General features: G+C 69.7%; 26 protein-coding genes and 1 tRNA gene. 21 read left to right on the top strand and 6 right to left on the bottom strand.

Going from position 1 to position 24066, the window contains the following annotated elements; all coding sequences use genetic code 11:
- Positions 1-7: 7 nt before the first annotated feature.
- Together GON06_RS13350 and GON06_RS13345 are read left to right on the top strand one after the other, a co-directional pair.
- Complete coding sequence (locus GON06_RS13350; protein WP_232528467.1) at positions 8-805, top strand: ABC transporter permease; 798 nt, start codon at positions 8-10, stop codon at positions 803-805.
- Positions 802-2271, top strand: a complete 1470-nt coding sequence (locus GON06_RS13345; RefSeq protein ID WP_157312757.1) for an ATP-binding cassette domain-containing protein — start codon at positions 802-804, stop codon at positions 2269-2271. Before GON06_RS13350 ends, GON06_RS13345 begins: the two co-directional genes overlap by 4 nt.
- A 109-nt stretch (positions 2272-2380) precedes the next feature.
- Here GON06_RS13345 and GON06_RS13340 read toward each other — a convergent pair whose 3' ends face one another.
- The gene (locus GON06_RS13340; RefSeq protein WP_198346700.1) at positions 2381-3025 is read right to left on the bottom strand and encodes a pentapeptide repeat-containing protein; all 645 of its coding nucleotides are present in this window, start codon (positions 3023-3025) and stop codon (positions 2381-2383) included.
- 53 nt (positions 3026-3078) lie between these two features.
- Here GON06_RS13340 and GON06_RS13335 point away from each other — a divergent pair, with 53 nt between their 5' ends.
- From GON06_RS13335 to ndk, 6 genes are all read left to right on the top strand, one after another.
- Positions 3079-3228 (top strand): CopG family transcriptional regulator, encoded by a 150-nt coding sequence (locus tag GON06_RS13335; protein WP_157312756.1) that lies wholly within the window; start codon positions 3079-3081, stop codon positions 3226-3228.
- Complete coding sequence (locus GON06_RS13330) at positions 3225-3929, top strand: VOC family protein (RefSeq protein WP_157312755.1); 705 nt, start codon at positions 3225-3227, stop codon at positions 3927-3929. Before GON06_RS13335 ends, GON06_RS13330 begins: the two co-directional genes overlap by 4 nt.
- Before the next feature lie 250 nt (positions 3930-4179).
- Positions 4180-7518 carry an isoleucine--tRNA ligase gene (gene ileS, locus GON06_RS13325; RefSeq protein ID WP_157312754.1) on the top strand — a complete coding sequence of 1113 codons (3339 nt, stop codon included), beginning with the start codon at positions 4180-4182 and terminating at the stop codon, positions 7516-7518.
- Positions 7515-8867: a bifunctional folylpolyglutamate synthase/dihydrofolate synthase gene (locus tag GON06_RS13320; RefSeq protein ID WP_332837532.1), complete on the top strand. Its 1353-nt coding sequence runs from the start codon at positions 7515-7517 to the stop codon at positions 8865-8867. The genes ileS and GON06_RS13320 overlap by 4 nt, the downstream gene beginning before the upstream one ends.
- Positions 8864-9259, top strand: coding sequence for a DUF4233 domain-containing protein (locus GON06_RS13315; RefSeq protein WP_332837531.1), 396 nt, complete (start codon positions 8864-8866; stop codon positions 9257-9259). The genes GON06_RS13320 and GON06_RS13315 overlap by 4 nt, the downstream gene beginning before the upstream one ends.
- A 1-nt stretch (position 9260) precedes the next feature.
- Positions 9261-9677, top strand: coding sequence for a nucleoside-diphosphate kinase (gene ndk, locus GON06_RS13310; protein WP_157312753.1), 417 nt, complete (start codon positions 9261-9263; stop codon positions 9675-9677).
- A 58-nt stretch (positions 9678-9735) separates the two neighbouring features.
- Here the strand turns inward: ndk and GON06_RS13305 are convergent, their stop codons facing one another.
- Positions 9736-10344, bottom strand: coding sequence for a vitamin K epoxide reductase family protein (locus GON06_RS13305; protein WP_157312752.1), 609 nt, complete (start codon positions 10342-10344; stop codon positions 9736-9738).
- A 239-nt stretch (positions 10345-10583) separates the two neighbouring features.
- Between GON06_RS13305 and GON06_RS13300 the strand changes: the two genes are divergently transcribed.
- Complete coding sequence (locus GON06_RS13300; protein ID WP_157312751.1) at positions 10584-12986, top strand: Rne/Rng family ribonuclease; 2403 nt, start codon at positions 10584-10586, stop codon at positions 12984-12986.
- Here the strand turns inward: GON06_RS13300 and GON06_RS13295 are convergent.
- Positions 12951-13217: a DUF4031 domain-containing protein gene (locus GON06_RS13295; protein WP_157312750.1), complete on the bottom strand. Its 267-nt coding sequence runs from the start codon at positions 13215-13217 to the stop codon at positions 12951-12953. The two genes, GON06_RS13300 and GON06_RS13295, sit on opposite strands and share 36 nt — an antisense overlap.
- A gap of 242 nt (positions 13218-13459) precedes the next feature.
- On the opposite strand from GON06_RS13295, the gene rplU reads away from it, so the two are divergent.
- The 12 genes from rplU to GON06_RS13235 all read left to right on the top strand — a co-directional run bounded on the left by rplU (position 13460) and on the right by GON06_RS13235 (position 22028).
- Complete coding sequence (rplU, locus tag GON06_RS13290) at positions 13460-13768, top strand: 50S ribosomal protein L21 (RefSeq protein WP_067200357.1); 309 nt, start codon at positions 13460-13462, stop codon at positions 13766-13768.
- 20 nt (positions 13769-13788) lie between these two features.
- Complete coding sequence (gene rpmA / locus GON06_RS13285; RefSeq protein WP_116242932.1) at positions 13789-14046, top strand: 50S ribosomal protein L27; 258 nt, start codon at positions 13789-13791, stop codon at positions 14044-14046.
- 70 nt (positions 14047-14116) lie between these two features.
- Positions 14117-15634: a GTPase ObgE gene (gene obgE, locus GON06_RS13280; protein ID WP_157312749.1), complete on the top strand. Its 1518-nt coding sequence runs from the start codon at positions 14117-14119 to the stop codon at positions 15632-15634.
- Positions 15631-16419, top strand: a complete 789-nt coding sequence (gene proB / locus GON06_RS13275; protein WP_157312748.1) for a glutamate 5-kinase — start codon at positions 15631-15633, stop codon at positions 16417-16419. The genes obgE and proB overlap by 4 nt, the downstream gene beginning before the upstream one ends.
- 96 nt (positions 16420-16515) lie before the next feature.
- Entirely contained in the window at positions 16516-17781 is a 1266-nt protein-coding gene (locus GON06_RS13270; RefSeq protein ID WP_157312747.1) for a glutamate-5-semialdehyde dehydrogenase, read from the top strand.
- 61 nt (positions 17782-17842) lie between these two features.
- Complete coding sequence (locus GON06_RS13265; RefSeq protein WP_157312746.1) at positions 17843-18067, top strand: hypothetical protein; 225 nt, start codon at positions 17843-17845, stop codon at positions 18065-18067.
- A 13-nt stretch (positions 18068-18080) separates the two neighbouring features.
- Complete coding sequence (nadD, locus tag GON06_RS13260) at positions 18081-18683, top strand: nicotinate-nucleotide adenylyltransferase (RefSeq protein ID WP_157312745.1); 603 nt, start codon at positions 18081-18083, stop codon at positions 18681-18683.
- The gene (locus tag GON06_RS13255) at positions 18680-19813 is read left to right on the top strand and encodes a hypothetical protein (protein ID WP_157312744.1); all 1134 of its coding nucleotides are present in this window, start codon (positions 18680-18682) and stop codon (positions 19811-19813) included. Before nadD ends, GON06_RS13255 begins: the two co-directional genes overlap by 4 nt.
- Positions 19813-20190: a ribosome silencing factor gene (gene rsfS / locus GON06_RS13250; RefSeq protein ID WP_157312743.1), complete on the top strand. Its 378-nt coding sequence runs from the start codon at positions 19813-19815 to the stop codon at positions 20188-20190. Before GON06_RS13255 ends, rsfS begins: the two co-directional genes overlap by 1 nt.
- A 2-nt stretch (positions 20191-20192) precedes the next feature.
- Positions 20193-20882, top strand: coding sequence for an SDR family oxidoreductase (locus GON06_RS13245; protein ID WP_157312742.1), 690 nt, complete (start codon positions 20193-20195; stop codon positions 20880-20882).
- Positions 20879-21850, top strand: coding sequence for a GNAT family N-acetyltransferase (locus GON06_RS13240; protein WP_157312741.1), 972 nt, complete (start codon positions 20879-20881; stop codon positions 21848-21850). Before GON06_RS13245 ends, GON06_RS13240 begins: the two co-directional genes overlap by 4 nt.
- Positions 21851-21952: 102 nt before the next feature.
- Positions 21953-22028, top strand: a tRNA-Ala gene (locus tag GON06_RS13235).
- A gap of 40 nt (positions 22029-22068) precedes the next feature.
- Here the strand turns inward: GON06_RS13235 and GON06_RS13230 are convergent.
- The 3 genes from GON06_RS13230 to GON06_RS13220 are packed head-to-tail and all read right to left on the bottom strand — an operon-like array spanning position 22069 to position 24058.
- Positions 22069-22425, bottom strand: coding sequence for a YciI family protein (locus GON06_RS13230; RefSeq protein WP_157312740.1), 357 nt, complete (start codon positions 22423-22425; stop codon positions 22069-22071).
- Positions 22422-23678, bottom strand: coding sequence for an RNA polymerase sigma factor (locus GON06_RS13225; protein ID WP_157312739.1), 1257 nt, complete (start codon positions 23676-23678; stop codon positions 22422-22424). Before GON06_RS13225 ends, GON06_RS13230 begins: the two co-directional genes overlap by 4 nt.
- A 17-nt stretch (positions 23679-23695) precedes the next feature.
- Positions 23696-24058, bottom strand: coding sequence for a YciI family protein (locus GON06_RS13220; RefSeq protein ID WP_157312738.1), 363 nt, complete (start codon positions 24056-24058; stop codon positions 23696-23698).
- Positions 24059-24066 lie beyond the last annotated feature (8 nt).

Here is a 24066-nt window from a genome sequence, read left to right as displayed (position 1 = left end):
GTGCCGGATGCTGGGGATGTGGATCGCCGTCGCCTTCCTGGCGCTGGTCGCGGTCGCGGCGCTCCTGCCCGGCGTGCTCGCCACGCACGACCCGCTGCAGACCGACGTACGCGCCGCCCTGCTGCCGCCGGGTCCGGAGCACCTGTTCGGCACCGACCAGTCCGGGCGGGACGTGTACTCGCGGGTGATCTACGGCGCGGCCCGCTCGGCCGGGATCGGCCTCCTCGCCACGACGCTCGCACTGGTCGTGGGACTCGCGGTCGGGGCGCTGTCGGGCGTCTCGCCGCGGCCGGTGGACGCCGTCGCGATGCGGCTCACCGACATCCTGCTGGCGTTCCCGGAATTCCTCACCGCGCTCATCGTGGTCGCGGTGCTCGGCCCGGGACCCGTGAACGTCGCGATCGCCGTGACCCTGGCCGCCGTGCCGGTGTACATCCGGCTGGCACGCACGCAGACGCGCACGCTGCGGGGCGCGGAGCACGTCGAAGCGGCTCGCATCCTCGGGGTCGGGCCGGCGCGCGCATTCCGGCGGCACGTGCTGCCCGGCGTGCTCGGGTCGCTGAGCGTGCTCGCGACCATCGGCATCGGCTCGAGCATCCTCGCCGCCGCCGGCCTGAGCTTCCTCGGCCTCGGCCCGATCGAGCCGCAACCAGAGTGGGGACTCATGCTGTCGGGCGGACGCAACGTGCTGGGCCGGGCCTGGTGGATCTCGGTGTTCCCGGGGCTGGCGATCACGCTGACCGTGATCAGCGCGACGGTGATCGGACGCACCCTGCGTGCTCGGGCGGACGGGATCCGGTCATGAGCGCGGTCGAGGTGCGCGGGCTGCGGATCGCGTTCGGCGACCGGGTCGTCGTCGACGACGTGTCCTTCGCCGTCGAGCCGGGTGAGTGCCTCGCCATCGTCGGCGAGTCCGGGGCAGGCAAGTCGCTGACGGCACGGGCGCTGCTGGGGCTTGCCCCCGGATCCGTCTCCGCCTCGACGCTGGTGATCGACGGCATGGATGCCGCGGGGCTGACCGAGAACGGGTGGCGGCCGCTGCGCGGCCGGCGCATCGCGCTGGTGTCGCAGGATGCGCTCGCCGCGCTGGATCCGCTGCGGCGGGTGGGTGCCGAGGTCGCTGAGCCGCTGCGCATCCACGGGATGCCCGCCGACCAGGCGAGGGTGCTGTCGCTGCTTCGCCAGGTCTCGGTGCCGGACGCCGAGCGTCGTGCCCGGCAGTACCCGCATGAGCTCTCCGGAGGTCTGCGACAGCGGGCGCTGATCGCCTCTGCGGTCTCGACGGCCCCTGCGGTGCTGGTCGCCGATGAGGCGACGACCGCGCTGGATGCCACAGTGCAGGCGCGGGTGCTGGCGCTGCTGCGTCAGATCGCCGATGCGGGCACGGCGGTGCTGTTCATCAGTCACGACTTCGCCGCCGTGCGACGCGTCGCCGACCGGGTGATCGTGATGCGCGACGGCCGGATCGTCGAGCAGGGCACGACGGCGCAGGTCATGGAGCACCCGCAGGAGCAGTACGCGAAGGACCTCGTCGCGGCATCCCGGCATGAGATCACCGACGTCCTCCGCCCGGAGCGGCCCGCACTGCTGCGCGCGTCAGCGGTCTCGAAGAGTTACGACCGCCCCGCAGTGCGGGACGCGTCGTTCACGCTGGGGATGGGGCAGACGCTCGGCGTCGTGGGCGAGTCGGGTTCGGGCAAGACTACGCTTGCGCGCATGATCGTCGGCGTCACGAGACCGGACACCGGGACGCTGGACTGGGTGACGCCGCAGCGCGTGCAGCTCGTGCACCAGGACCCCCTCGGGGCGTTCGATCCGCGCTGGACCATCGCCCGCTCGCTCGGCGAGGCGCTCGAAGCGGCCGGTGTCCCGCGTGCGCGGCGCCGGGGGCGGATCGCGGAACTGCTCGGCGAGGTGGGGCTGGAGCCCGAGCTGGGCGCCCGCCGTCCGAGGGAGCTCTCCGGAGGGCAGCGTCAGCGTGCGGCGATCGCCAGGGCGCTCGCCGCGGACCCGCAGGTGCTGGTGCTCGACGAACCGGTGTCGGCGCTGGATCCGACCGTGCGCGAGCGGGTGCTCGCACTGCTGCGGCGGGTGCAGCGCGAGCACGGCCTGACCATGGTGTTCGTCTCGCACGATCTGGGTGTGGTCGGAGCCGTCTGCGATGCGGTGCTCGTCATGCAGGACGGCGTGATCGTCGAGCAGGGGCCGGTGACCGAGGTCTTCGCCGCTCCGCAGCATCCGTTCACGCGGGAGCTGCTCGCGGCGCGCTGACCCCGCGATGGGGAGTGTCGCTGTTGGTCGCTCCCCGGGCCGCGATGCGGCAATCTGCGACATTCCGCAGGGGCAGGGGGCGAGGGCAAGCCGCGAGAGGGAGCGGGGCTCAGTCCTGGACGTCGATGCCGGCGGCCGTGGCGAAGGCCGGTGCGAGCAGTTCGACCTGGCGTGAGCCCAGCGTCGCGCCGCGCAGCGAGAGCACATCGAGGTAGGCGAGCGCGTCGAGTCCGCGCAGGTCCACGTCCTTCGCGACGAGCCCGCGGGTGTCGACCTCATCGGCGCGGGTTCCTTCGAAGCGGACCCGGGTGAGCGTCGCCTGCGGAACGTCGAGGGTGTGCAGCATCGTGTCGGCGATCAGGACGTCCTCTGCTCTGGCCGCGCCGAGAGACAGATAGTCGATCCTCGCGCCACGGATCTCGAGCTCGCCGATGCGGGCGGTGGAGAGATCGAGCGTGCCGATCCGTCCGCGCTCGATGGACAGGCGCCGGATCGTCGAATCCCGCAGCGATACGACAGGGGCCCGCAGATCCTCGATGCGCACGTCGAGCAGCGTCGCCCCGGTGAGGTCGACACGATCGGCGGAGCCGGTGAGCACGCACTGCTCGAGACTGCCGTGCGCGAGGTCGGTGTCGCCTGCGCACTCCACGGACGCCTCGAGGAGATCGGCACGGCGCTGCGCGCGGGCCGGAGTCAGGTGGTCGGGGAGATCGGGAGCGGACACACGGGGAGGCACGGGGCGGATGGCAGGCACCTGGTGAGACTACGGGATGGTGCCGACACGACTTGGCGCGCTATGTTGCTAGCATGCAAGCAAAGGAAGCGAAGGTGCAGTTCAACGTGTACCTGCCGCCCGACCTCGTCCGCGCGGTCAAGCACCGAGCGATCGACGACGGCCTGAGCCTGTCCGCTCTGGTCGAGGCAGCGCTGCGCGCCCATGTGGAGGAGAAGTCATGACCACAGTCCAGCAGATCGTCTACACGGATGCTCCGGAGCGCTGGCACGCGCTCGCCGCAGCGCTCGGCTTCGTCGCGCCCTATCCGCCGACGCCCGAGTGGGCGGAGTTCGACGGCGACGGCGTGCTCGCCGTGCACCACGCGACCGCGGCGTATCCGTCCGGCGCCGTGGATCTGAACCTGCTGGTCGCTGACCTGGATGCCGCGGAGCGCGCATTGCAGGGGCATGATGTCGCCCGCGGTGAGATGGACGGCGTGGGGGAGATGCTCGCGGTGCGGGCGGCATCCGGGCTCTCGATCACCATGTTCACCGGAACGCGCGGAGCCGGGGCCGGTGACGTCGCCGTGCAGCCGATCTGGTTCCAGGACGACGTCGACGAGGCCCGCGCGATCCTCGAGTCGCTCGGCATGCGTGCGTCGATCCTCTCCGACGATGGTGGCTGGGCGGAGATGCGTGCTCCGGGTGGGGGATCGGTCGGCGTGCACTCCGCCTCCGGGCGCGCGGAGGGCGAGGGGCAGGGCTTCGGCTTCTCCTTCGACGCGCGCGGCGACCTCGACGCACTGGCCGCGAGGCTGAGGGATGCCGGATTCGACGCATCCGTCATCGATGAGTCCTACGGGCGCACCATCCGGATCGCGGACCCCGACGTCTGGATCAACGGCGCCCAGACCGACCTCTACGGCTACCACCGGGCATCCTGAGCAGGGTCGGATGCCGGCACCGGCGCGACCGCGTAGAATGGCCCGATCAGCTGTGATCCGGCCATCACCGGGGAGCTCTCGGAAGAACCGTCGCAAGACCCATTAGAACCGAGCGGGGCAGGCCCGTCATCGCCGCAGTGAAAGAGGCTCGTCGTGAGGCGGGCAAGTGAGGTGGTACCGCGGCCCGTCAGGTCACAATCCGGACAGGTCGTCCTCGCAGCAGCATCCGACACGATCACTGCGAGACGACATGACCTACCCGCGCACCTCCTCCTTCGGCCCCGCCGCCGACCTCTCCCCGAGCCCGCGCTTCCCCGAGATCGAGCGCGAGGTGCTCGAGTTCTGGAAGGCCGACGACACCTTCCGCGCCTCCATCGCCCAGCGCGAGGGCGCAGAGGAGTGGGTGTTCTACGACGGCCCGCCGTTCGCCAACGGTCTGCCCCATTACGGGCACCTGCTGACCGGGTACGCCAAGGACCTGTTCCCGCGCTTCCAGACCATGCTCGGCAAGAAGGTCGATCGCGTGTTCGGCTGGGACACCCACGGTCTCCCCGCTGAGCTCGAGGCGATGAAGCAGCTCGGTCTCACCGAGAAGAGCGAGATCGAGGACATGGGCATCGGCGTCTTCAACGGGAAGGCGAAGGCATCGGTGCTCAAGTACACCCGCGACTGGGAGGACTACGTCACCCGCCAGGCGCGCTGGGTCGACTTCGAGCGCGGCTACAAGACCCTCGACCTGAGCTACATGGAGAGCGTGCTGTGGGCGTTCGATCAGCTCTACGACAAGGGCCTCGCCTATGAGGGCTACCGCGTGCTGCCTTACTGCTGGCGCGACGAGACGCCGCTGTCGAACCACGAGCTGCGCATGGACGACGACGTCTACAAGGACCGTCAGGACCCATCCGTCACCGTCACCTTCCCGCTGACCGGCGTGAAGGCCGAGTCGCTGGGTCTGACCGCCGTCCGAGCCCTCGCCTGGACCACCACGCCGTGGACGCTGCCCACCAACCTCGCCCTCGTCGTGGGACCCGAGATCGAGTACGTCGTGCTTCCCGCGGGCCCTGCGGGCGCCGCCGACGTGCACAACGGGGACGACCCCGTCGAGGCCTCCGCGCACCGGTACCTGCTCGCCCGCGACCTGCTCGGCGGATACGCCAAGGACCTCGGCTACGAGACGGCCGACGACGCGCTCGCCGCGGTCGACCAGACCGTCCGCGGCGCCGACCTCGAGGACGTGCACTACGACCGTCTCTTCGATTACTACGCCGACGCCGAGACCTGGGGCACGCAGAACGCCTGGCGCATCCTCGTCGACGACTACGTCACCACCACCGACGGCACCGGCATCGTGCACCAGGCGCCCGCCTACGGCGAGGACGACCAGCGCGTCACCAACGCCGCAGGCATCCCGACGATCCTCTCGCTCGACGATGGCGGCAAGTTCCTGCCGCAGGTGACGGATGTCGCCGGCGAGCTCTGGATGGATGCGAACACCCCGCTGATCCGCCTGCTCCGCGCCGAGGGCCGGATGCTGCGCGAGCAGAGCTACGTGCACTCCTACCCGCACTGCTGGCGCTGCCGGAACCCCCTGATCTACAAGGCCGTGTCGAGCTGGTTCATCCGCGTCACCGACCTCAAGGAGAAGATGCTCGCGAACAACGAGCAGATCACCTGGGTGCCGGAGAACGTCAAACACGGCCAGTTCGGCAAGTGGCTCGAGGGCGCACGCGACTGGTCGATCAGCCGCAACCGCTACTGGGGCTCGCCCATCCCGATCTGGAAGAGCGACGACCCCGAGTACCCGCGCGTCGACTCCTACGGCTCGCTGGAGGCGCTGGAGCGCGACTTCGGCACGTTGCCGCGGAACGAGAGCGGCGAGATCGACCTGCACCGGCCGTACATCGACGACCTGACGCGTCCGAACCCGGACGACCCCACCGGCAAGAGCACGATGCGCCGCATCGAGGACGTCTTCGACGTGTGGTTCGACTCCGGCTCGATGCCGTACGCGCAGGTGCATTACCCGTTCGAGAACCAGGAGTGGTTCGACTCGCACGCGCCGGCGGACTTCATCGTGGAGTACATCGGGCAGACGCGTGGCTGGTTCTACGTGATGCACGTGCTGTCCACCGCGCTGTTCGACCGCCCGGCGTTCACCGGCGTGAGCTGCCACGGCATCGTGCTCGGCTCCGACGGCTACAAGATGTCGAAGTCGCTGCGCAACTACCCTGATGTCTCCGAGGTCTTCGACCGCGACGGCTCCGACGCGATGCGCTGGTTCCTGATGTCGAGCTCTGTGCTCCGAGGCGGCAACCTCTCGGTCACCGAGGAGGGCATCCGTGCCGGCGTGCGGGAGTTCATCCTGCCTCTGTGGAACTCGTGGTACTTCTTCGCCACCTATGCCAACGCGGCCGACGGGTACGAGGCGACGTGGCGCACGGACTCCACCGACGTGCTGGACCGCTACATCCTGGCCCGCACCGGCGACCTGGTCCGCGACGTCAAGCAGGATCTCGAGGGTCTGGACTCCACGACGGCCGCGGCGCGTCTGCGCGACTTCGCCGAGGTGCTGACGAACTGGTACATCCGCCGCTCGCGGGACCGGTTCTGGGAGGGCACGGCGACCGAGGCGTTCGACACGCTCTACACGGTGCTCGAGACGCTCTGCCGCGTCGCGGCTCCGCTTGTGCCGCTGATCAGCGAGCGCGTGTGGCAGGGGCTCACCGGCGACCGCAGCGTGCACCTGACCGACTGGCCGGACGCAGAGGCGTTCCCTCACGCCGATGAGGTGCGCGACGCGATGGACGCCGTCCGCGAGCTGTCCAGCGTGGGCAATGCGCTGCGCAAGAAGGAGAAGCTGCGCGTGCGCCTTCCGCTCGCGCGGTTCACGGTCGTCACTCCGGATGCCGCGGCGCTGACGCCCTTCGAGGACATCCTGCGCGAGGAGCTCAACGTGAAGAGCGTCGAGCTTGTCGGACAGGGCGAGGGCACGGCCGCCGAGTACGGCATCAGTCACCGCCTCAGCGTGAACGCCCGTGCCGCCGGCCCGCGCCTGGGCAAGGAGGTGCAGCGTGTCATCCGCGCCGCGAAGGACGGGTTCTGGACCGAGGACGGCGGCGTCGTGACCGCCGACGGCATCGTGCTCGAGCCGCACGAGTACGAGCTCGCGCTCGAGACCACCGGTCGCCCGGAGGGCGAGGCGCTCGCCGTCGTCCCGACCGGCGGATTCGTGCTGCTGGACACCACGACCACGCCCGAGCTCGAGGCCGAGGGCCTGGCCCGCGACGTGATCCGCGCCGTGCAGGACACCCGTAAGAAGGCCAGCTTCGACGTGAGCGACCGGATCAGCCTGGTGCTGGACTTCGCCGAGGCGGCCGAGGCCGAGGCCGTGGCATCCGCGTTCGAGACCGCGGACGTCGCGGGGGAGACCCTCGCGCTCGCCTACGAGGTGCGTGCGAGCGGCGTGGTCTACGCTGACTTCGGGATCCTCCCCGGCGAGCCCGAGTTCGACACCACTGTCCCCAAGGGCACGTACGCGAACACCGCCGACTTCACCGTCGCGGTCACCCGGATCGGAGGAGCGCAGTGACTGATCGTCAGCGGGCCGACAAGGTCTACGACCAGCTCCTGGAGCGCGCCGGAGAGCGCTGGGTGCAGCCGCGCAAGGAGCGCGTCGCGCGCATCCTGACCCTGCTGGACGACCCCCAGCGCAACTACCGCGTCGTGCACATCACCGGGACGAACGGCAAGACCTCGACCGCGCGGATGATCGAGAGCCTGCTGCGCGCCCACGGGCTGCGCACCGGGCTGTTCACCAGCCCGCACCTCGAGCGCTTCACCGAGCGGATCATGATCGACGGCGAGCCGATCGCGGATGCCGCGATCGCCGACGCCTGGGACGAGATCGAACCCTTCGTCGGCATGGTCGACGCCGAGCTGGAGGCGGCCGACGATGCGCCGTTGACGTTCTTCGAACTGCTGACCGTGCTCGCGTTCGTCGCGGCGTCGGATGCTCCGGTCGACGTGCTCGTGCTCGAGGTGGGCATGGGCGGCGAGTGGGACTCCACCAACAATGCCGACGGCGACGTCGCGGTGTTCAGCCCGATCGACATCGACCACGCCGACCGGCTGGGCGACACGATCGCGGCGATCGCCGAGGTCAAGGCGGGCATCATCAAGGACGGCGCCTCCGTGGTGTCGGCCGAGCAGCCCGCCGAGGCAGAGGCCGTGCTGCGCCGCGTGGCCGCTGACCGCGGGGCGCGCATCTCGTTCGCTGGCGCGGACTTCGGTCTCGCTGACCAGAAGCTCGCCGTGGGCGGTCAGCTGATCACGGTGCGGGGGCTCGCCGGCCAGTACGCCGACGAGTACCTGCCGCTGTACGGCGCGCACCAGGGGCACAACGCGGCCCTCGCGATCGCCGCGGTGGAGTCGCTGATCGGCGACGCCACGCAGCCCGTCGCCGGCGACATCCTCTCCGACGCGCTGCAGAACGTGACCTCGCCCGGTCGTCTGCAGCTGCTCGGCATCGCGCCCACCGTGGTCGTCGACGCCGCGCACAATCCGCACGGCGCCCGCTCGCTGGCGCAGGCGCTGTCGGACAGTTTCGACTTCGACGAGTGGGGCCTGGTGCTCGGCGTGCTCGGCGACAAGGACGCCGCCGGCATCATCGACGTGCTGCTCCCCGCCGTGTCCGAGGTGTTCGCGACCGCGCCCGATTCGGCACGGGCCAACGACGCCGACGCGATCGCCGACCTGGTCGAGGAGCGCGGCCGTCGCGCCAGCGTGCATCCGACCCTGGCGGAGGCCGCGGATGCGGCGCGCGAGTGGGCCGCGTCGTCGGACCGTCGCGCGGTGATCATCGCCGGCTCCGTCGTGCTGGCCGGCGAGGCGATCGCGCTCTCCGAGGAGGAGGACTGGAAGTCGGGGTGGACCGCGTGAGTGCACGCGCAGCCCGGGTGCCGCGGACGCTCGTCCAGAAGCTCGCACCGATCGTGCTCGGCTTCGAGGCCATCGTGGTGTTCCTCGCAGGACTGACCATCTTCGGGCTGAACGCCCTTCCGCCGGGCATCCCGTCCTGGTGGGGCATCGTCTTCGGAGTCGTCATGGCTCTGCTCATGATCGCCCTCGCCGGCATGATCACCCGGCCCTGGGCGATCTCCGCCGGCTGGGTGCTGCAGGCGATCGTGGCGCTGTCGGCGATCCTCGTGCCGGCCATCGCGTTCGTGGTGCTGATTTTCGGCGGCATGTGGGCGTATGCGACGATCATGGGGGCCCGCATCGACGCCCGTGCGCCGCGGGCCGAAGCCGAAACTCCGACAGAGAGCGAATGACATGGCTACCGAAGAAACCCTCGTCCTGGTCAAGCCCGACGGCGTCGCCCGTGGTCTGACCGGTGCGATCCTCGCCCGCATCGAGGCGAAGGGCTACGCGCTCGTCGACCTCCGTCTGGTCGAGCCCGACCGCGACGTGCTCGCCGCGCACTATGCCGAGCACGAGGGCAAGCCCTTCTACGAGCCGCTACTCGAGTTCATGATGTCCGGCCCGTCGGTGGCCATCCGCCTCGCAGGCAACCGCGTCATCGAGGGCTTCCGGTCGCTCGCCGGCACCACCGACCCGACCTCCGCCGCCCCCGGCACCATCCGCGGCGACTTCGGCCGCGACTGGGGCCTGCCGGTGCAGCAGAACCTCGTGCACGGCTCGGACAGCCCCGAGTCGGCTGCCCGTGAGCTGGGCATCTGGTTCGGCTGAAACCCCTGACGACAGAAGGCGCCTCCCGATCGGGAGGCGCCTTCTTCGTGTCCGCCGGTCAGAAGAGCGTGGACAGGATGTTCAGGTGCAGCTGCGCCGCGCCGAAGATGATCACGTAGCCGAGGATCGCGATCAGCGGAACCCACGCCACGATCGCGTCGCCGAACCGCTGCAGCGCCTTCCCTGCGAGACCTGCTCGCAGGTTGCGCACGGTGGTGCCCAGGAACATCGGGATCACGACGAGGTAGACCAGCGCGCACCAGGGGCAGAGGGTGCCGATCACGAAGATGCTCTGGAATGCCAGCCAGTACACGAAGGAGATGGCGAACAGCATCCCCGCGTTGAAGATCCACCAGAACCACGCCGAGAACCGCGCCTTCGCCAGCAACGCGAAGCCCACCACGATCGGGGCGGGGAACATCATCAGGCCCAGGATCGGGTTCGGGAAGCCGAACGTGCTGCCCTGCGGCGAATCGATGTTCTTGCCGCAGTTCAGGATGCTGTTGATGTTGCAGGTCAGCGCGGAGTCGGGCTTCTGCAGCAGCAGGATGTGGTCCATCTCCAGCGAGAACGCGGCGAGGAGCCCGAGCGCCCCTCCGATGATCAGCGTGAGGGCGAGGGCGAGGTGCGTCCGGGGCACGACGGCGGGGCTGGGTTCTGAGGCCATGGTCGGATTATGGCATCCGTGCGTATCAATCGTCTGACGCGCGAAAGCGCTGGATGCCGCAGCCGGCGCGCCGAAGTGCGATAATGACATGCAGATGCGACACACTCGCATCGAAGAGACTTCGGGGCACAGCCCCAACGCGGTCCGCGCACACGCCGACCGTCTGTGAGTTCGCGGCAGCCAGTGCCGCACGAGTTTTCGCGGAGCACGCAGTGCCCCGCGCAGGGAGTACGCCAGAGATGGCCGATGAGAACGATGACAACCAGACCCCTATCCTCGACGCACTGCCGGAGCAGCCGGTAGCGGCTGAGCCCGTCGCCGAGACGGATGCGCCCGCCGAGGAGACTCAGCCGGCGCACGAGGGGACCGCGCCCGAGGCGGCCGCGCAGGTCGAGGCTGCGGCTGAAGCGGCTGCTGCCGAAGAGGCTGCACCTGAAGACGCTGCAGCCGCCGAGGTCGCCCCCTCCGATGCTGCAGAGCAGGATGCCGCAGAGCCAGTGCCCGCGGCCGAGGAGAAGCCGGCAGACGAGAAGGTCGCCGAGCCTGCGCAGGCTGAGCCGCTGCCCGTCACGGCCGTGAGCCTGGGGCTGCTGCCCGAGGTCTTCGTGTCGAAGGTGTCGACGCAGCTGCACTTCTACGCGCCCGAGATCGTTCCGCTGCCCGCCCGTCGCGACGACGAGCAGGACTCCGAGGCCGGTGGCCGCCGTGGGCGCCGCCGTCGCGGAGAGGGAGACGAGGAGCGTTCTGAGCCCCGTCAGCGCCAGCGCGTCGTCGAATACATCACCGAGCCGAAGGCGATCAAGGGATCGACTCGCCTCGAGGCGAAGAAGCAGCGCCGCCGCGACGGCCGCGATGCGGGCCGGCGTCGTCCGGTCGTGACCGAGGCCGAGTTCCTCGCCCGCCGTGAGGCCGTCGACCGCATGATGGTCGTGCGCGCCAAGAACGGACGCACCCAGATCGGCGTGCTCGAGGACAACGTGCTCGTCGAGCACTACGTCGCCCGCAACCAGGACGCGTCGCTGATCGGCAACGTGTACCTCGGCCGCGTGCAGAACGTGCTGCCCAGCATGGAGGCAGCGTTCGTCGACATCGGCCGCGGCCGCAACGCCGTGCTGTACTCCGGCGAGGTGGACTGGGACGGGGTCGAGACCGGCAACCAGCCGCGTCGCATCGAGCTCGCCCTCAAGCCAGGCGACCGCGTGCTCGTGCAGGTCACGAAGGACCCGGTGGGCCACAAGGGTGCCCGCCTGACCAGCCAGATCTCGCTGCCCGGCCGCTACCTGGTGTACGTGCCAGGCGGGTCGATGAACGGCATCTCCCGCAAGCTGCCCGACAACGAGCGCGCGCGGCTGAAGCGCATCCTCAAGGAGGTGCTGCCCGAGTCGTCCGGCGTGATCGTCCGCACCGCGGCCGAGGGTGCCACCGAGGAGCAGCTCACCCGCGACGTGCAGCGCCTGACCGCGCAGTGGGAGCACATCCAGAAGCTGGTCGAGTCGCAGTCCGCCCCGTCGCTGCTGCACGCCGAGCCCGACCTCCTGGTGAAGATCGTGCGTGACGTCTTCAACGAGGACTTCACGAAGATGCTGATCCAGGGTGAGGACGCGCAGCGCACCATCCGCGCCTACCTCGAGAGCGTCGCCCCCGACCTGCTCGAGCGCGTCGAGGCCTACGAGGACGAGATCGATCCGTTCGACGCGTTCCGCATCACCGAGCAGATCGAGAAGGCTCTCGACCGCAAGGTCTGGCTGCCCTCCGGCGGCTCGCTGGTGATCGACCGCACCGAGGCCATGACCGTGGTCGACGTCAACACCGGCAAGTTCGTCGGCTCCGGCGGCAACCTCGAGGAGACCGTCACCAAGAACAACCTCGAGGCCGCCGAGGAGATCGTGCGTCAGCTGCGGCTGCGCGACATCGGCGGCATCATCGTCGTCGACTTCATCGACATGGTGCTCGAGTCCAACCGCGATCTCGTGCTGCGCCGTCTGGTGGAGTGCCTGAGCCGCGACCGCACGAAGCACCAGGTCGCAGAGGTCACCTCGCTCGGTCTCGTGCAGATGACGCGTAAGAAGCTCGGTCTCGGACTGCTGGAGACCTTCAGCGAGGCCTGCGAGGTCTGCGCCGGCCGTGGCGTCATCGTGCACCACGATCCGGTCGTCAAGCACCGCTCCGCGGGCAGTTCCTCCGGTGGTGGCGGCCAGAGCCGTCGCTCGCGCGGCAACAGCGGCGGCAACAACAACAGCGGCAACGGCGGCCAGCCCGCACAGGCGCCCGCTGCCCCGAACGGCGGCACGCACAGCATCACCGAGGGGGCGAAGTCCGCCCTCGCGGCCATCGCCGCCTCGACGATCGCGCCGAACGCGGAGGGCGTGCACATCGAGCCCGCGCACGAGCAGGCGCCTGAGCCGGCACCGGAGCGCACCAAGAAGCGCAAGAAGCGCTCCTCCGAGGGCAAGGGGCCGAAGTCCGAGGCCGAGCAGCTGCTCGACTCGGTGCTCGACGCGCTGCCCGAGCCGAAGGCGCCCGGTCAGGGCCGCAACCGTCGTCGCGTGACGACCGCAGCGCTCTCGGGCACGCCCGTGGTGCGCCCCGAGCCCGTCGCCGACGCGTCAGCGCCGGTCGCGGGCGGGGATGCGCAGTCCTGACGCGATCAGTCTCCTGACGAGCTCCTTGCCGCCGACGTGCTCCGCGCCGGCGGCGAGGAGTCTCGGCACGAGCTCCTCGGGTACGTCGTAGTGGTCGCGGTCGAACGCCCGTGGGGGAACCCCGTGGGCGAGCGCGAAAGCGTGCAGCTCGTCGAGGCTGCTGTCGCTGACCAGATGGGCCCACAGCCGTCCGTGGGCGGGCCAGCGGGGATCGTCGACGAGTACAGCCATGACGCGATCCTAGGACCGGAGGCCCGGCATGCGGCGCGGATGGAGACACACCTCCCGCCTCGCTTTGCGACAGGATGCAGCATCCGGTAAAGTAGTCCCTTGGTGCGCGATCCCTGTCTGCGTTCACGCATGACAGGGGCAAGTCCTGCATCCGCATCCGTCGCAGCGCGACGATCGCAGGCAACAGTCTTCCCGTGAGAGATTCCGGAGCCCGTTGGGCTCCCTGACGAAACAGGTACGAAGTGGTTTACGCAGTTGTGCGCGCCGGTGGGCGGCAGGAGAAGGTCGAGGTCGGCACGATCGTTCAGCTCGACCGTGTTCAGGCTGCCCAGGGCGAGAAGATCGAGCTGCCGGCTGTGCTGCTCGTCGACGGCGCAACGGTGACCACCGACGCCGACAAGCTGGCGAAGGTCAAGGTGACCGCTGAGGTCATCGGCAACCTGCGCGGCCCGAAGATCGTCATCCAGAAGTACAAGAACAAGACCGGTTACAAGAAGCGCCAGGGCCACCGTCAGGAGCTCACGCGCGTCAAGATCACCGGCATCAAGTAAGCACCAAGAGGAGCTGACAAATGGCACACAAAAAGGGTGCGAGCTCGACCCGCAACGGTCGTGACTCCAATGCACAGCGCCTCGGCGTGAAGCGCTTCGGCGGCCAGGCCGTCAACGCCGGCGAGATCATCGTCCGCCAGCGCGGCACGCACTTCCACCCCGGCGTCAACGTCGGTCGTGGTGGGGACGACACTCTGTTCGCCCTCGCCGCCGGTTCGGTGGAGTTCGGTGCGAAGGGCGGCCGCAAGGTCGTCAACATCGTCGCCGCTGCCGAGTAATCACAGCAGGCATTACGGACGGGGCGGGCTTCGGCTCGCCCCGTCCGCGTATTCGGGCAGAGGAGTCCCCATGGTCACGTTCGTCGACACCGTCACGCTGCACGTCAAGGGCGGCAAGGGCGGCAACGGCTGCGTGTCGGTGCGCCGCGAGAAGTTCAAGCCGCTCGCCGGCCCTGACGGCGCGAACGGCGGAGACGGCGGCGACGTCATCCTGATCGCCGACCCGCAGACCACGACGCTGCTGTCGTACCACCACGCTCCGCACCGCCACGGCGGCAACGGCGGCTTCGGTATGGGGGACATGCGCTCCGGCGCGGCGGGCGAACACATGGAGCTCCCGGTGCCGGTCGGCACCGTCGTCAAGAACACCGCCGGCGAAGTGCTGCACGACATGATCGTGCCGGGCGAGCGCTACGTCGTCGCCGAGGGTGGACGCGGTGGTCTCGGCAACGCAGCCCTCGCCTCGCCCAAGCGCAAGGCGCCCGGCTTCGCACTGCTCGGCACGCCAGGCTACGAGGGCGACGTCGTCCTCGAGCTGAAGACCGTCGCCGATGTGGCGCTGGTCGGCTACGCGTCCGCGGGCAAGTCCAGCCTGATCGCCGCGATCTCCGCCGCACGGCCCAAGATCGCCGACTACCCGTTCACCACGCTGCATCCGAACCTCGGTGTCGTGCAGGCCGGCGAGAGCCGCTTCACCGTCGCCGACGTGCCGGGCCTCATCGAGGGGGCCAGTGAGGGCAAGGGGCTCGGCCTCGAGTTCCTGCGTCACGTCGAGCGCTGCTCGGCGCTGCTGCACGTGCTCGACTGCGCCACGCTCGAGCCCGGCCGCGACCCGCTCAGCGACCTCGAGGTGATCCTCGCAGAGCTCGCCGCCTACGAGGTGCCGGAGGGGCAGATCCCGCTGCTGGAGCGTCCGCAGCTGGTCGCCCTGAACAAGGTCGACGTGCCGGAGGCGCGCGACCTGGCGGAGATGGTCCGCCCCGACCTCGAGGCGCGCGGCTTCCGCGTGTTCGAGATCTCCACCGTGTCGCACGAGGGCCTGCGCCCGCTGACGTTCGCTCTCGCCGACATCGTCGAGAAGCACCGCGCCGAGGTGGCCGTCGAAGTCCCCGCCGAGCGCATCGTCATCCGTCCGAAGGGGTCCGAGGCCGCGTTCACGGTACGCGTCGAGGGCGGCACCTACGGCAACCTGTACCGCATCGTCGGCGAGAAGCCGTGGCGCTGGGTGCAGCAGACCGACTTCCAGAACGAGGAGGCCGTCGGCTACCTCGCAGACCGTCTCGAGCGTCTCGGCGTCGAGGACGCGCTGCTGAAGGCCGGCGCCACTGCCGGCGCGACGGTCGTCATCGGAGAGGGCGACGGCGTCGTGTTCGACTGGGAGCCGTCGATCGCGTCCGCCGCCGAGCTGATCACCACTCCGCGCGGCCTGGACGCCCGACTCGACCCGAACACGCGACGCACCACGAGCGAGCGCCGTGAGCGCTATCACGAGCGGATGGACGCCAAGGCGGCTGCCCGCGCCGAGCTCGAGGCCGAGCGGATCGCCCTGAAGGAAAACGCCGTACAGTCCGGCAGCGACGACGAATGACGGTCCGCACCCGCGACGGCCTGGCCACGGCCGAGCGCATCGTCGTCAAGGTCGGTTCGTCGTCGATCAGCGGTGACGCCGCCTGGCGCATCCCGATGCTCGTCGACGCCCTCGCCGCCGCGCATGCCAGGGGCGCGGAGATCGTGCTGGTCTCGTCCGGAGCGATCGCGAGCGGCATCCCGTTCCTCTCGCTCGACGCCCGGCCCACCGACCTCGCCACCCAGCAGGCGGCCGCGGCCGTGGGGCAGAACATCCTGGTCTACCGCTACCAGGAGGCGCTGCGGCCCTTCGGGATCGTGGCGGGACAGGTGCTGCTCACCACCGGCGACCTCGACAACCCGACCTCGCGCAGCAACGCGCGTCGCGCGGTGGAGCGGATGCTGGGTCTGCGGGTGCTGCCGATCGTCAACGAGAACGACACCGTGGCGACCCAGGAGATCCGGTTCGGCGACAACGACCGCCTCGCGGCGCTGGTGGCCCAGCTCGTGCAGGCCGACGCCCTGGTGCTGCTCAGCGACATCGAGTCGCTGTACACCAAGCCGCCGACGGACCCGTCCGCCGAGCCGATCGACGTGATCGCCGCGGGCGCGGACCTCTCCGGCCTCGAGTTCGGCGCGACGGTCGTCAACAGTGTCGGAACCGGGGGAGCGGCGACCAAGGTCTCCGCGGCGAGGCTCGCCGCGGCATCCGGGATCGGGGTGCTCGTGACGAGCGCTGACCTCGTGGGGGAGGCGCTGCAGGGCGCCGCGATCGGCACCTGGTTCGAGCCGGCGCCCGGCTCCTGAGCGCCCTTCGTCACGCTTCGCTCGCTCAGGACCCGGCGAACAGGGAAGCACGTCACACCGGTCCTCGCCGTCCGCACTGCGCCCTAGACTGACCGGATGAGTGCCGACACCCTCACCGACACCGCTCAGGACCGACTGGCGCGCGCGAAGGAGGCCTCTCGCGAGGTCGCGAGGCTCACCAGCGCCGACAAGGCGCGCCTCCTGCATGCGATCGCCGACGGCATCGAGGCGCAGGCCGCGCGCATCATCGCGGCGAACGGCGAGGACATCGCGCGCGGCACGGATGCCGGCATCGGCGACGCCCTCATCGACCGGCTGCGTCTCGACGAGAAGCGCGTCGCATCCCTGGCATCCGCGGTCCGCGACGTCGCGACCCTGCCGGACCCGATCGGGCAGGTCGTCGGCGGACATAGGATGCCGAACGGTGTCGCACTCGAGCAGGTGCGCGTGCCGTTCGGGGTGGTCGGCGCGATCTACGAGGCACGGCCGAACGTCACCGTCGACATCGCGGCTCTCGCGCTGCGCGCGGGCAACGCCGTGGTGCTGCGGGGTGGCAGCGCCGCGCGCAGCTCCAACACGGTGCTCGTGCAGGTCATGCGCGACGCCGTCGAAGCCTCGGGAGTGACGCCCGAGGTGATCCAGACGGTCGACGACTTCGGTCGCGACGGGGCGAAGGCGCTCATGCACGGGCGCGGCTTCGTCGACGTGCTGGTGCCGCGCGGCTCCGCCGCACTCATCCAGACCGTCGTCACCGAATCGACGGTGCCGGTGATCGAGACCGGCGCGGGCGTGGTGCACATCGTGCTGGACAGCACGGCTCCCGAGGACTGGGCGCGCGACATCGTGGTCAATGCGAAGGTGCAGCGACCCAGCGTCTGCAACGCCGTCGAGACGGTCCTCGTGCTGAAGGACGCCGCGGAGCGGCTGGTTCCCGTGGTCACGAGCGCTCTGCAGGCGCAGGGCGTGACGGTGCACGGCGACGGCGCGGTGGCGGCACTGGCCGCGGACGTCGTGCCGGCCACAGAAGAGGACTGGGCGACCGAGTACCTCAGCCTGGACGTGTCGATGCGCGTGGTCGATGACCTCGACGGCGCGCTGGAGCACATCCGGCGCTACAGCACAGGCCACACGGAGTCGATCATCACCACCGATGCGCGCAACGCGGAGCGCTTCCTCGCCGAGGTCGACTCGGCCGTGGTCATGGCCAACGCCTCCACGCGCTTCACCGACGGCGCCGAGTTCGGCTTCGGCGCGGAGGTCGGCATCTCGACGCAGAAGCTGCACACCCGCGGGCCGATGGGACTGGCAGAGCTCACCAGCACGAAATGGCTTGCACGTGGGGCGGGTCAGATCCGCGCCTGAGCACTAGACTGGGGTGGTCTTTCTCCCCGAGATGGGGAACCCGGTCAGAAACGGAGTCACGATGAATCTCGTCGCACAGGTCGCGATGGCGGCAGCAGAGACGGAGCACCACGGCAACATCGCCGCAGAGACCGTCATCTACGGCATCATCGCAGCGGCGGTGTTCGCATTGCTCGCGCTGGTGACGCTCTCGTACAAGAATGTGGCGAACCGCCACTCGGCCAAGGCCGAGGCCTATGCGCAGCGCCACGGCAAGGACGGTCACAAGGCAGGGCACGGCCACTGAGGCCACCTTCCGCATGGGGACATCCACACGGCGCGCTCCGCGCATCGGAGTGATGGGCGGAACCTTCGATCCGATCCATCACGGCCACCTGGTCGCGGCCAGCGAGGTCGCGCACTCGTTCGATCTGGACGAGGTGGTCTTCGTGCCGACGGGGCAGCCGTGGCAGAAGAAGGATGTCTCGCACAGCGAGCACCGATACCTGATGACCGTCATCGCGACGGCCTCGAACCCTGATTTCACGGTCAGCAGAGCGGACATCGACCGCGACGGACCGACGTACACCATCGATACTCTGAAGGATCTCCAGCGCGAAAGACCTGATGCGGAGCTTTTTTTCATCACTGGTGCAGATGCCGTAGCGCAAATTCTCAGTTGGAGAGACCATGATGAGTTGTGGGACTTGGCTCATTTCGTCGCCGTCTCGCGCCCAGGACACGTTCTGAGCACGGACGGACTCCCGAGTGACGATGTGAGCCAGCTCGAGGTTCCGGCGCTGTCGATCTCGTCGACGGACTGCCGGGAACGGGTGCGCTCAGGCGAGCCCGTCTGGTACCTCGTTCCCGACGGAGTCGTCCAATACATCGCGAAGCATCATCTGTATCGGAGCAGGGCATGAGTACATCGGATCAGAACGGAGGGGCACCGCTGACGCGCAAGCAGATGCGGGAGCTCCGGCTGACCGGCTCGACGCCGGTCATCGAAGAGGTGGTCGTCGCGCCCGCGGCGCCGGTCACGACCGTCCTGCCGCGCGCGGCGGAACCCGTCCCGCTGCCTCCTGCGCCGGTGCCGGATGCCGCTGTGGACCTCGCCGCGGCTCCGCTGACCCGCAGGCAGATGCGCGATCAGGAGCGCATCCGGACCGCGTCCGTGCCGGTGATCGGCTCGGTGCAGCTGCAGAACGAGCCTGTCGCCGCCCAGGTGCCGGCGACCATCGCCGCCGGCGGCGCCCCGATCGCTCCTGTTCCGATCGCCCCGATGCCGATCGCTCCTGTGCCGATGGCGCCCGTGCGCGAGCCGATGCCGGAGATGGTGTCGGACGTGCCGCTGTTCCCGGTCGCCGAGACCTCCGCAGCACCGGCGCGCACCGGTTACGAGGGCGACAGGGACGCCCTCGCCGCGATGTTCGACGCACCTGCTGTTCCGGCGCCGGACGCTCCTCCCGTCGAGGAAGACGCAGAGCAGGTCGTGTCCGTGCAGACTCCGGTGATCGAGCAGACGCCCCTCCCGCAGGCTGCCCCCGCCGAGACCCCGCGCGCGCAGGTCAACCCCGACTTCGGCCGCTCCGTCACGGAGCAGGCCTCCGAGATCCCGGCTTTCTCCGGGACTTTCGACGACATTGTGGGTGACTCCGCCGGGTCGCAGCACTCCGCGCCGAGCGCGCTCATCTACACGCAGCCGACCGAGGCATCCCTGTCGGGCCCCGTGGCCTCGACGGGTGAGGTGATCCTGACCGGATCGTATGAGCTTCCCCGCGGCCTCGGCTCGCAGGGTCACGCCGGCACTGCCGACGGCAAGGAGGTCGACGTCGTGCTCATCGACGGCGAGCTGCCGCCGACATCGTCGCCGACCCCGATCGCCGCGAGTGCCGCGGTGAGCACGTCCAAGCCTGCCGGTGAGGTCATCCGACCCCCGGCACCCGAGAAGGGCAACCGCCTCATGATGACTCTGGCGATCGTCGCCGGTGGTCTCGCGCTCCTGCTGGGAGCCGCGCTGGTCATCGCCTTCAGCACGAACGTGTTCGGCTGATGCAGGCGTTCGAGAACTCGGTGCAGATGCTGCAGGTTGCGGCGAAGGCCGCAATCGACAAGGGCGGGGAGGACCTCGTCGCCCTCGACGTCTCTCAGCCGCTGCCGCTGGTCGACATCTTCCTGCTCGTCACCGGTAACAGCGAGCGCAACGTCGCCGCCATCGCGGACGAGGTCGAGGACCGGCTGCTCGAGGCCGGTCATCGGCGTGTGCGCCGCGAGGGCCGGGCCGAGGCCCGCTGGGTGCTGCTGGACTTCGGCGACCTGATCGTGCACGTGTTCCACTCCGAGGAGCGCACGTACTACGGCCTGGAGCGTCTCTGGAAGGACTGCCCGACGGTCCCGATCGAGGTCGCGGAGTCGGTCGAGCCGGCCTGAGAATGGCCGTCCACCTCATCACCGGCGCCGGCTCCGGCATCGGTGCGGCGCTTGCGCGCCGCCTTCAGGAGCGCGGTGACGAACTCGTGCTGCTCGCGCGGGATGCCGGGCGGGCTCGACAGGTCGCCGCGGAGTTCCCCGGGGCGTCCATGCTCGTCGGCGACCTCGCGCAGCCGGGCAGACTGTCGTGGGCGCTGTCGAAGCAGGCGATCCCGGAGCGGATCGACGGCGTCGTGCACGCGGCGGGCGTCGTCGATCTCGGTGCCGTCGGCGACCTGCCGGTGGCGCTCTGGGAGCAGCAGCTCGCCGTGAACCTCACTGGTCCGGCCGAGCTCACCCGCCTGCTTCTGCCCGTGCTGCGGGTCTCGCGCGGGCAGGTCGTGTTCGTGAACTCCGGCGCGGGCCTGCACGCGCACGCGGGCTGGTCTGCCTATGCGGCCTCCAAGCATGGGCTGAAGGCGCTGGCGGACGCGCTCCGGGCCGAGGAGCGCGAGCACGGTATCCGTGTCACGTCCGTGTTTCCAGGGCGCACGGCCACGCCGATGCAGGAGCGGGTGCATCAGCAGGAGGGGCAGGAGTACCGGCCGGAGCGGTTCATCGATCCGGAGTCCGTCGTCTCGGCGATCCTCACGGCGCTCGATCTTCCGCGCGATGCGGAGATCACCGATCTGACTGTGCGTCCCGGCGCGTGACGATCGGCGCCGTCTCGATCGGTGCCGTGGATGCTGCGGATGCCGCAGCACTCGCGCGCTGGAACGGCGTGATGCGCGCCGCCGTCGTCGACGGGCGCGACGGCGTCTGGTGGTCGTCCGATGACGCGGTCGCCGAGCAGTTCGCCCACCCGCGGGCCGGTCGTCGCAGATTCGCGCTGATCGCGACGGACGACGACGGCTCGCCGGCAGGTGCTGCGGACGTCGGCATCGACGTGGAGGAGCCCGCGGAGGTGACGATCGGCGTCCTGCCCGCCTATCGACGGCAGGGCGTCGGAACGATGCTCTGGGAGGGAGCACGGAGCCTGCTGAGCCGGCATGCCGTCGCGGTGGTGCAGTCGGAAACTGCATCGGACGCCGGGGTGGCGTTCGCCGAGTCGCACGGACTGACGGTGGCCAATCGCGAGTATCGGATGCTGCGTCCGCGGCGGGATCCGGCGGGCTCGGTGACCGCCGTCCCTGACGTCGAGGTGCGGACCTGGAGCGATCGGGTTCCCGATGACCTCGTCGAGGCGTGGGCCGCGCTGAAGACGGGCATGGGCGAGGCCGTGCCCGTCGGTGATCTCACGCGTCGTGCGTCTGCGACGGACGTGCAGCGGGTCCGCGAGCACGAGCGCAGGATGGCGGCGCAGGGCTGGATCCTGGTGCGTTCGATGGCCATCCTGGATGACGTCGGCGTCGGATACACGGAGCTGTTCGTCGTGGCCGCAGGGGCGGACGTGATCGTGCAGGAGGACACGTTCGTGGACGCAGAGCAGCGCGGGCGCGGCATCGCGCGCCTCCTCAAGGCGGCGAATCTGCGTGCGCTCGACGCCGTGCCTGCTGCGGCACGGTCGCGCTGGGTGCAGACGTGGACCGCGATCGACAACACACCGATGCTCACTCTGAACCGGTCGCTGGGTTTCCAGGTCGCAGACACGCTGTTCGAGCTCGAGGGCCGGCTGTCATAGCGGACACGCCCGAGATGCCGGCATCCGGCTGCTCGATTCGCACGCTGCCCGCGTCGTGTTGTAAGCTGAACGGGTTGCCGCGGAGGAATCCGCAGCGATTCTGGGCCTGTGGCGCAGCTGGTAGCGCACCTGCATGGCATGCAGGGGGTCAGGGGTTCGAGTCCCCTCAGGTCCACCAAGAAAGCCCCCGGCTCCCCGGGGGCTTTTCCTGTTTCGGCTCAGTCCTGATCCCACGGGAGCCTGACCAGCGGCAGGATGTAGATCCGTCCGAGGATCGCGACCGGATGCTTCGCCATGTATTCGGCGGCCTCGTCGATCGAGTCGGCGGTGATGAGGTCGTACCCGGCGAACCATTCCTTGAACTCCGGGAACGGGCCGTCGGTGATGAGCGTCCGGCCGTCGCGGACGGCGACCGACTTCGCCTGCTCCGGACCGGCGACCGGTGCGCCCATCGTGAGGCGGCCGGCGGCGTCGCCCTCGGCCGCCCAGCGATCGAGCATCGCCTTGTCCTCGGACTGGGCGAGGTCGGTGCCGGAGGTGTCGGACATGTGGATGACGAGGTACCTGCTGCTCATGAGCGTTCTCCATTCGGTGTTGCGAGTTGATTGCGTCGGCGGATGAGGTGCGCCGTCTCGGCGGTGTTCCCCGCCAGATCGATCGCGCGGTCGTAGGCGGCTCGCGCGTCGGCGGAGCGGCCGGTGGCCCGCAGCAGCTCCGCCCGGGTGACGTGGAAGGCGTGGTAGCTGCCGAGGGTGTCGGTGAGCCGCTCGACGATGGCGAGGGCGACGTCGGGTGAGTCGTGCTCGGAGACGGCGATGGCTTTGTTGAGAGTGACGATCGGGCTCGGGTCGACCTCTTCGAGCCGGGTGTAGAGGTTCACGATGCGCGCCCAGTCGGTGTCGCGTGCATGCGGAGCGGCGATGTGGACGGCGTTGATCGCCGCGAGGAGCTGATACCGGCCGGGGCGAGTGCCCGTCCCGTCGACGTCGACCTGCGAACCGAGCAGTTGCAGACCCTCGGAGATCAGCGTCCTGTCCCAGGCTCCGCGATCCTGCTCGTCCAGGCGCACCAGCTCGCCGTCGGCCGAGACCCGTGTCTGCGAGCGGGCCTCGGTGAGCAGCATCAACGCGAGCAGTCCGGCGACTTCAGCATCGTCGGGCAGCAGTTCGCGCGTCAGCCGGGTGAGGCGGATCGCCTCCGCGGTCAGCTCGCGCCGGATCGGGGGAGCGTCGGGGCCGGAGGCGAGGTAGCCCTCGTTGAACACGAGATACAGCACCGTGAGGACCGCGTCGACACGAGCGGGGAGATCCTCCTGCCTCGGGATCGTGAAGGGGATGCTGGCGGCCTTGATCTTCGCCTTCGCGCGGGTGATCCGCTGGCCCATCGTCGTGTCCTGCGCGAGGAACGCGTGGGCGATCTCGGGGACGGTGAGCCCGCCGACGATCCTCAGGGTCAGCGCGACCCGCGCCTCCAGAGAGAGCGCCGGATGGCAGCAGATGAACAGCAGACGCAGCCGGTCGTCCTCGACCACCCCGGTCGGGGCGGCGGGTTCCGGATCCTGCAGCATGAGCGCCTCCCGGTGCTTGTCATCCCGGCGCGCCTCGCGGCGCAGCAGGTCGATCGCCCTGCGGTTCGCAGTCGTCGTCACCCATCCGGCCGGGTTCGGCGGTACGCCGTGGACCGGCCAGTTCTCGACGGCGGTCGCGAACGCGTCCGCCGTCATCTCCTCGGCCAGGTCGAGGTCGCCGAACCGCCGCGTGAGGCCGGCGACGATCCGCGCCCACTCCTCGCGATGCGTTCGTGTGATGACTGCCGCGACATCCGGCATGTCTTCCCGACGCGAAGTCACGATGAGAGGTGGAACGGTCGTACTTCGATGCGACTGCGGCAGACGGACGACGCCTCCGCGGCGTACCGCAGCGCGGCGTCCAGATCGGGCACGTCGATGATCCACAGCCCGTTCAGGTACTCCTTGGTCTCCACGTACGGGCCGTCGGTGAGCATGGTCTGCGGGCCCCGGGCGTCGACCACGGTGCTGGTCGAGGCCGGTGCCAGGCCGTCGACGAAGTCCAGCACGCCCTGCTCGCGCAGGCGTGCGTTGAACGCGCCGGTCTGCGCCATCGACTCGCGCATCTCCGACTTCGACGCGTATGCGCCGAATCCGGTGTACTCCGCGGGCCCGATGACCGACATCAGGTACTTCGGCATGATCAGCC

The organism is Microbacterium sp. MAH-37 (assembly GCF_009758255.1).
GTDB lineage: Bacteria > Actinomycetota > Actinomycetes > Actinomycetales > Microbacteriaceae > Microbacterium.
This window is presented reverse-complemented; position numbering and strand designations above follow the sequence as displayed.

Bases quoted from the DNA above. Each gene is read 5' to 3' on its own strand.
- GON06_RS13350 (WP_232528467.1), top strand. From the start codon at position 8: ATGCTGGGGATGTGGATCGCCGTCGCCTTCCTGGCGCTGGTCGCGGTC.
- GON06_RS13345 (WP_157312757.1), top strand. From the start codon at position 802: ATGAGCGCGGTCGAGGTGCGCGGGCTGCGGATCGCGTTCGGCGACCGG.
- GON06_RS13335 (WP_157312756.1), top strand. From the start codon at position 3,079: ATGCAAGCAAAGGAAGCGAAGGTGCAGTTCAACGTGTACCTGCCGCCC.
- GON06_RS13330 (WP_157312755.1), top strand. From the start codon at position 3,225: ATGACCACAGTCCAGCAGATCGTCTACACGGATGCTCCGGAGCGCTGG.
- ileS (WP_157312754.1), top strand. From the start codon at position 4,180: ATGACCTACCCGCGCACCTCCTCCTTCGGCCCCGCCGCCGACCTCTCC.
- ndk (WP_157312753.1), top strand. From the start codon at position 9,261: ATGGCTACCGAAGAAACCCTCGTCCTGGTCAAGCCCGACGGCGTCGCC.
- GON06_RS13305 (WP_157312752.1), bottom strand. From the start codon at position 10,344: ATGGCCTCAGAACCCAGCCCCGCCGTCGTGCCCCGGACGCACCTCGCC.
- GON06_RS13300 (WP_157312751.1), top strand. From the start codon at position 10,584: ATGGCCGATGAGAACGATGACAACCAGACCCCTATCCTCGACGCACTG.
- GON06_RS13295 (WP_157312750.1), bottom strand. From the start codon at position 13,217: ATGGCTGTACTCGTCGACGATCCCCGCTGGCCCGCCCACGGACGGCTG.
- rpmA (WP_116242932.1), top strand. From the start codon at position 13,789: ATGGCACACAAAAAGGGTGCGAGCTCGACCCGCAACGGTCGTGACTCC.
- obgE (WP_157312749.1), top strand. From the start codon at position 14,117: ATGGTCACGTTCGTCGACACCGTCACGCTGCACGTCAAGGGCGGCAAG.
- proB (WP_157312748.1), top strand. From the start codon at position 15,631: ATGACGGTCCGCACCCGCGACGGCCTGGCCACGGCCGAGCGCATCGTC.
- GON06_RS13270 (WP_157312747.1), top strand. From the start codon at position 16,516: ATGAGTGCCGACACCCTCACCGACACCGCTCAGGACCGACTGGCGCGC.
- GON06_RS13265 (WP_157312746.1), top strand. From the start codon at position 17,843: ATGAATCTCGTCGCACAGGTCGCGATGGCGGCAGCAGAGACGGAGCAC.
- nadD (WP_157312745.1), top strand. From the start codon at position 18,081: ATGGGGACATCCACACGGCGCGCTCCGCGCATCGGAGTGATGGGCGGA.
- GON06_RS13255 (WP_157312744.1), top strand. From the start codon at position 18,680: ATGAGTACATCGGATCAGAACGGAGGGGCACCGCTGACGCGCAAGCAG.
- rsfS (WP_157312743.1), top strand. From the start codon at position 19,813: ATGCAGGCGTTCGAGAACTCGGTGCAGATGCTGCAGGTTGCGGCGAAG.
- GON06_RS13245 (WP_157312742.1), top strand. From the start codon at position 20,193: ATGGCCGTCCACCTCATCACCGGCGCCGGCTCCGGCATCGGTGCGGCG.
- GON06_RS13230 (WP_157312740.1), bottom strand. From the start codon at position 22,425: ATGAGCAGCAGGTACCTCGTCATCCACATGTCCGACACCTCCGGCACC.
- GON06_RS13225 (WP_157312739.1), bottom strand. From the start codon at position 23,678: ATGCCGGATGTCGCGGCAGTCATCACACGAACGCATCGCGAGGAGTGG.
- GON06_RS13220 (WP_157312738.1), bottom strand. From the start codon at position 24,058: ATGCCGAAGTACCTGATGTCGGTCATCGGGCCCGCGGAGTACACCGGA.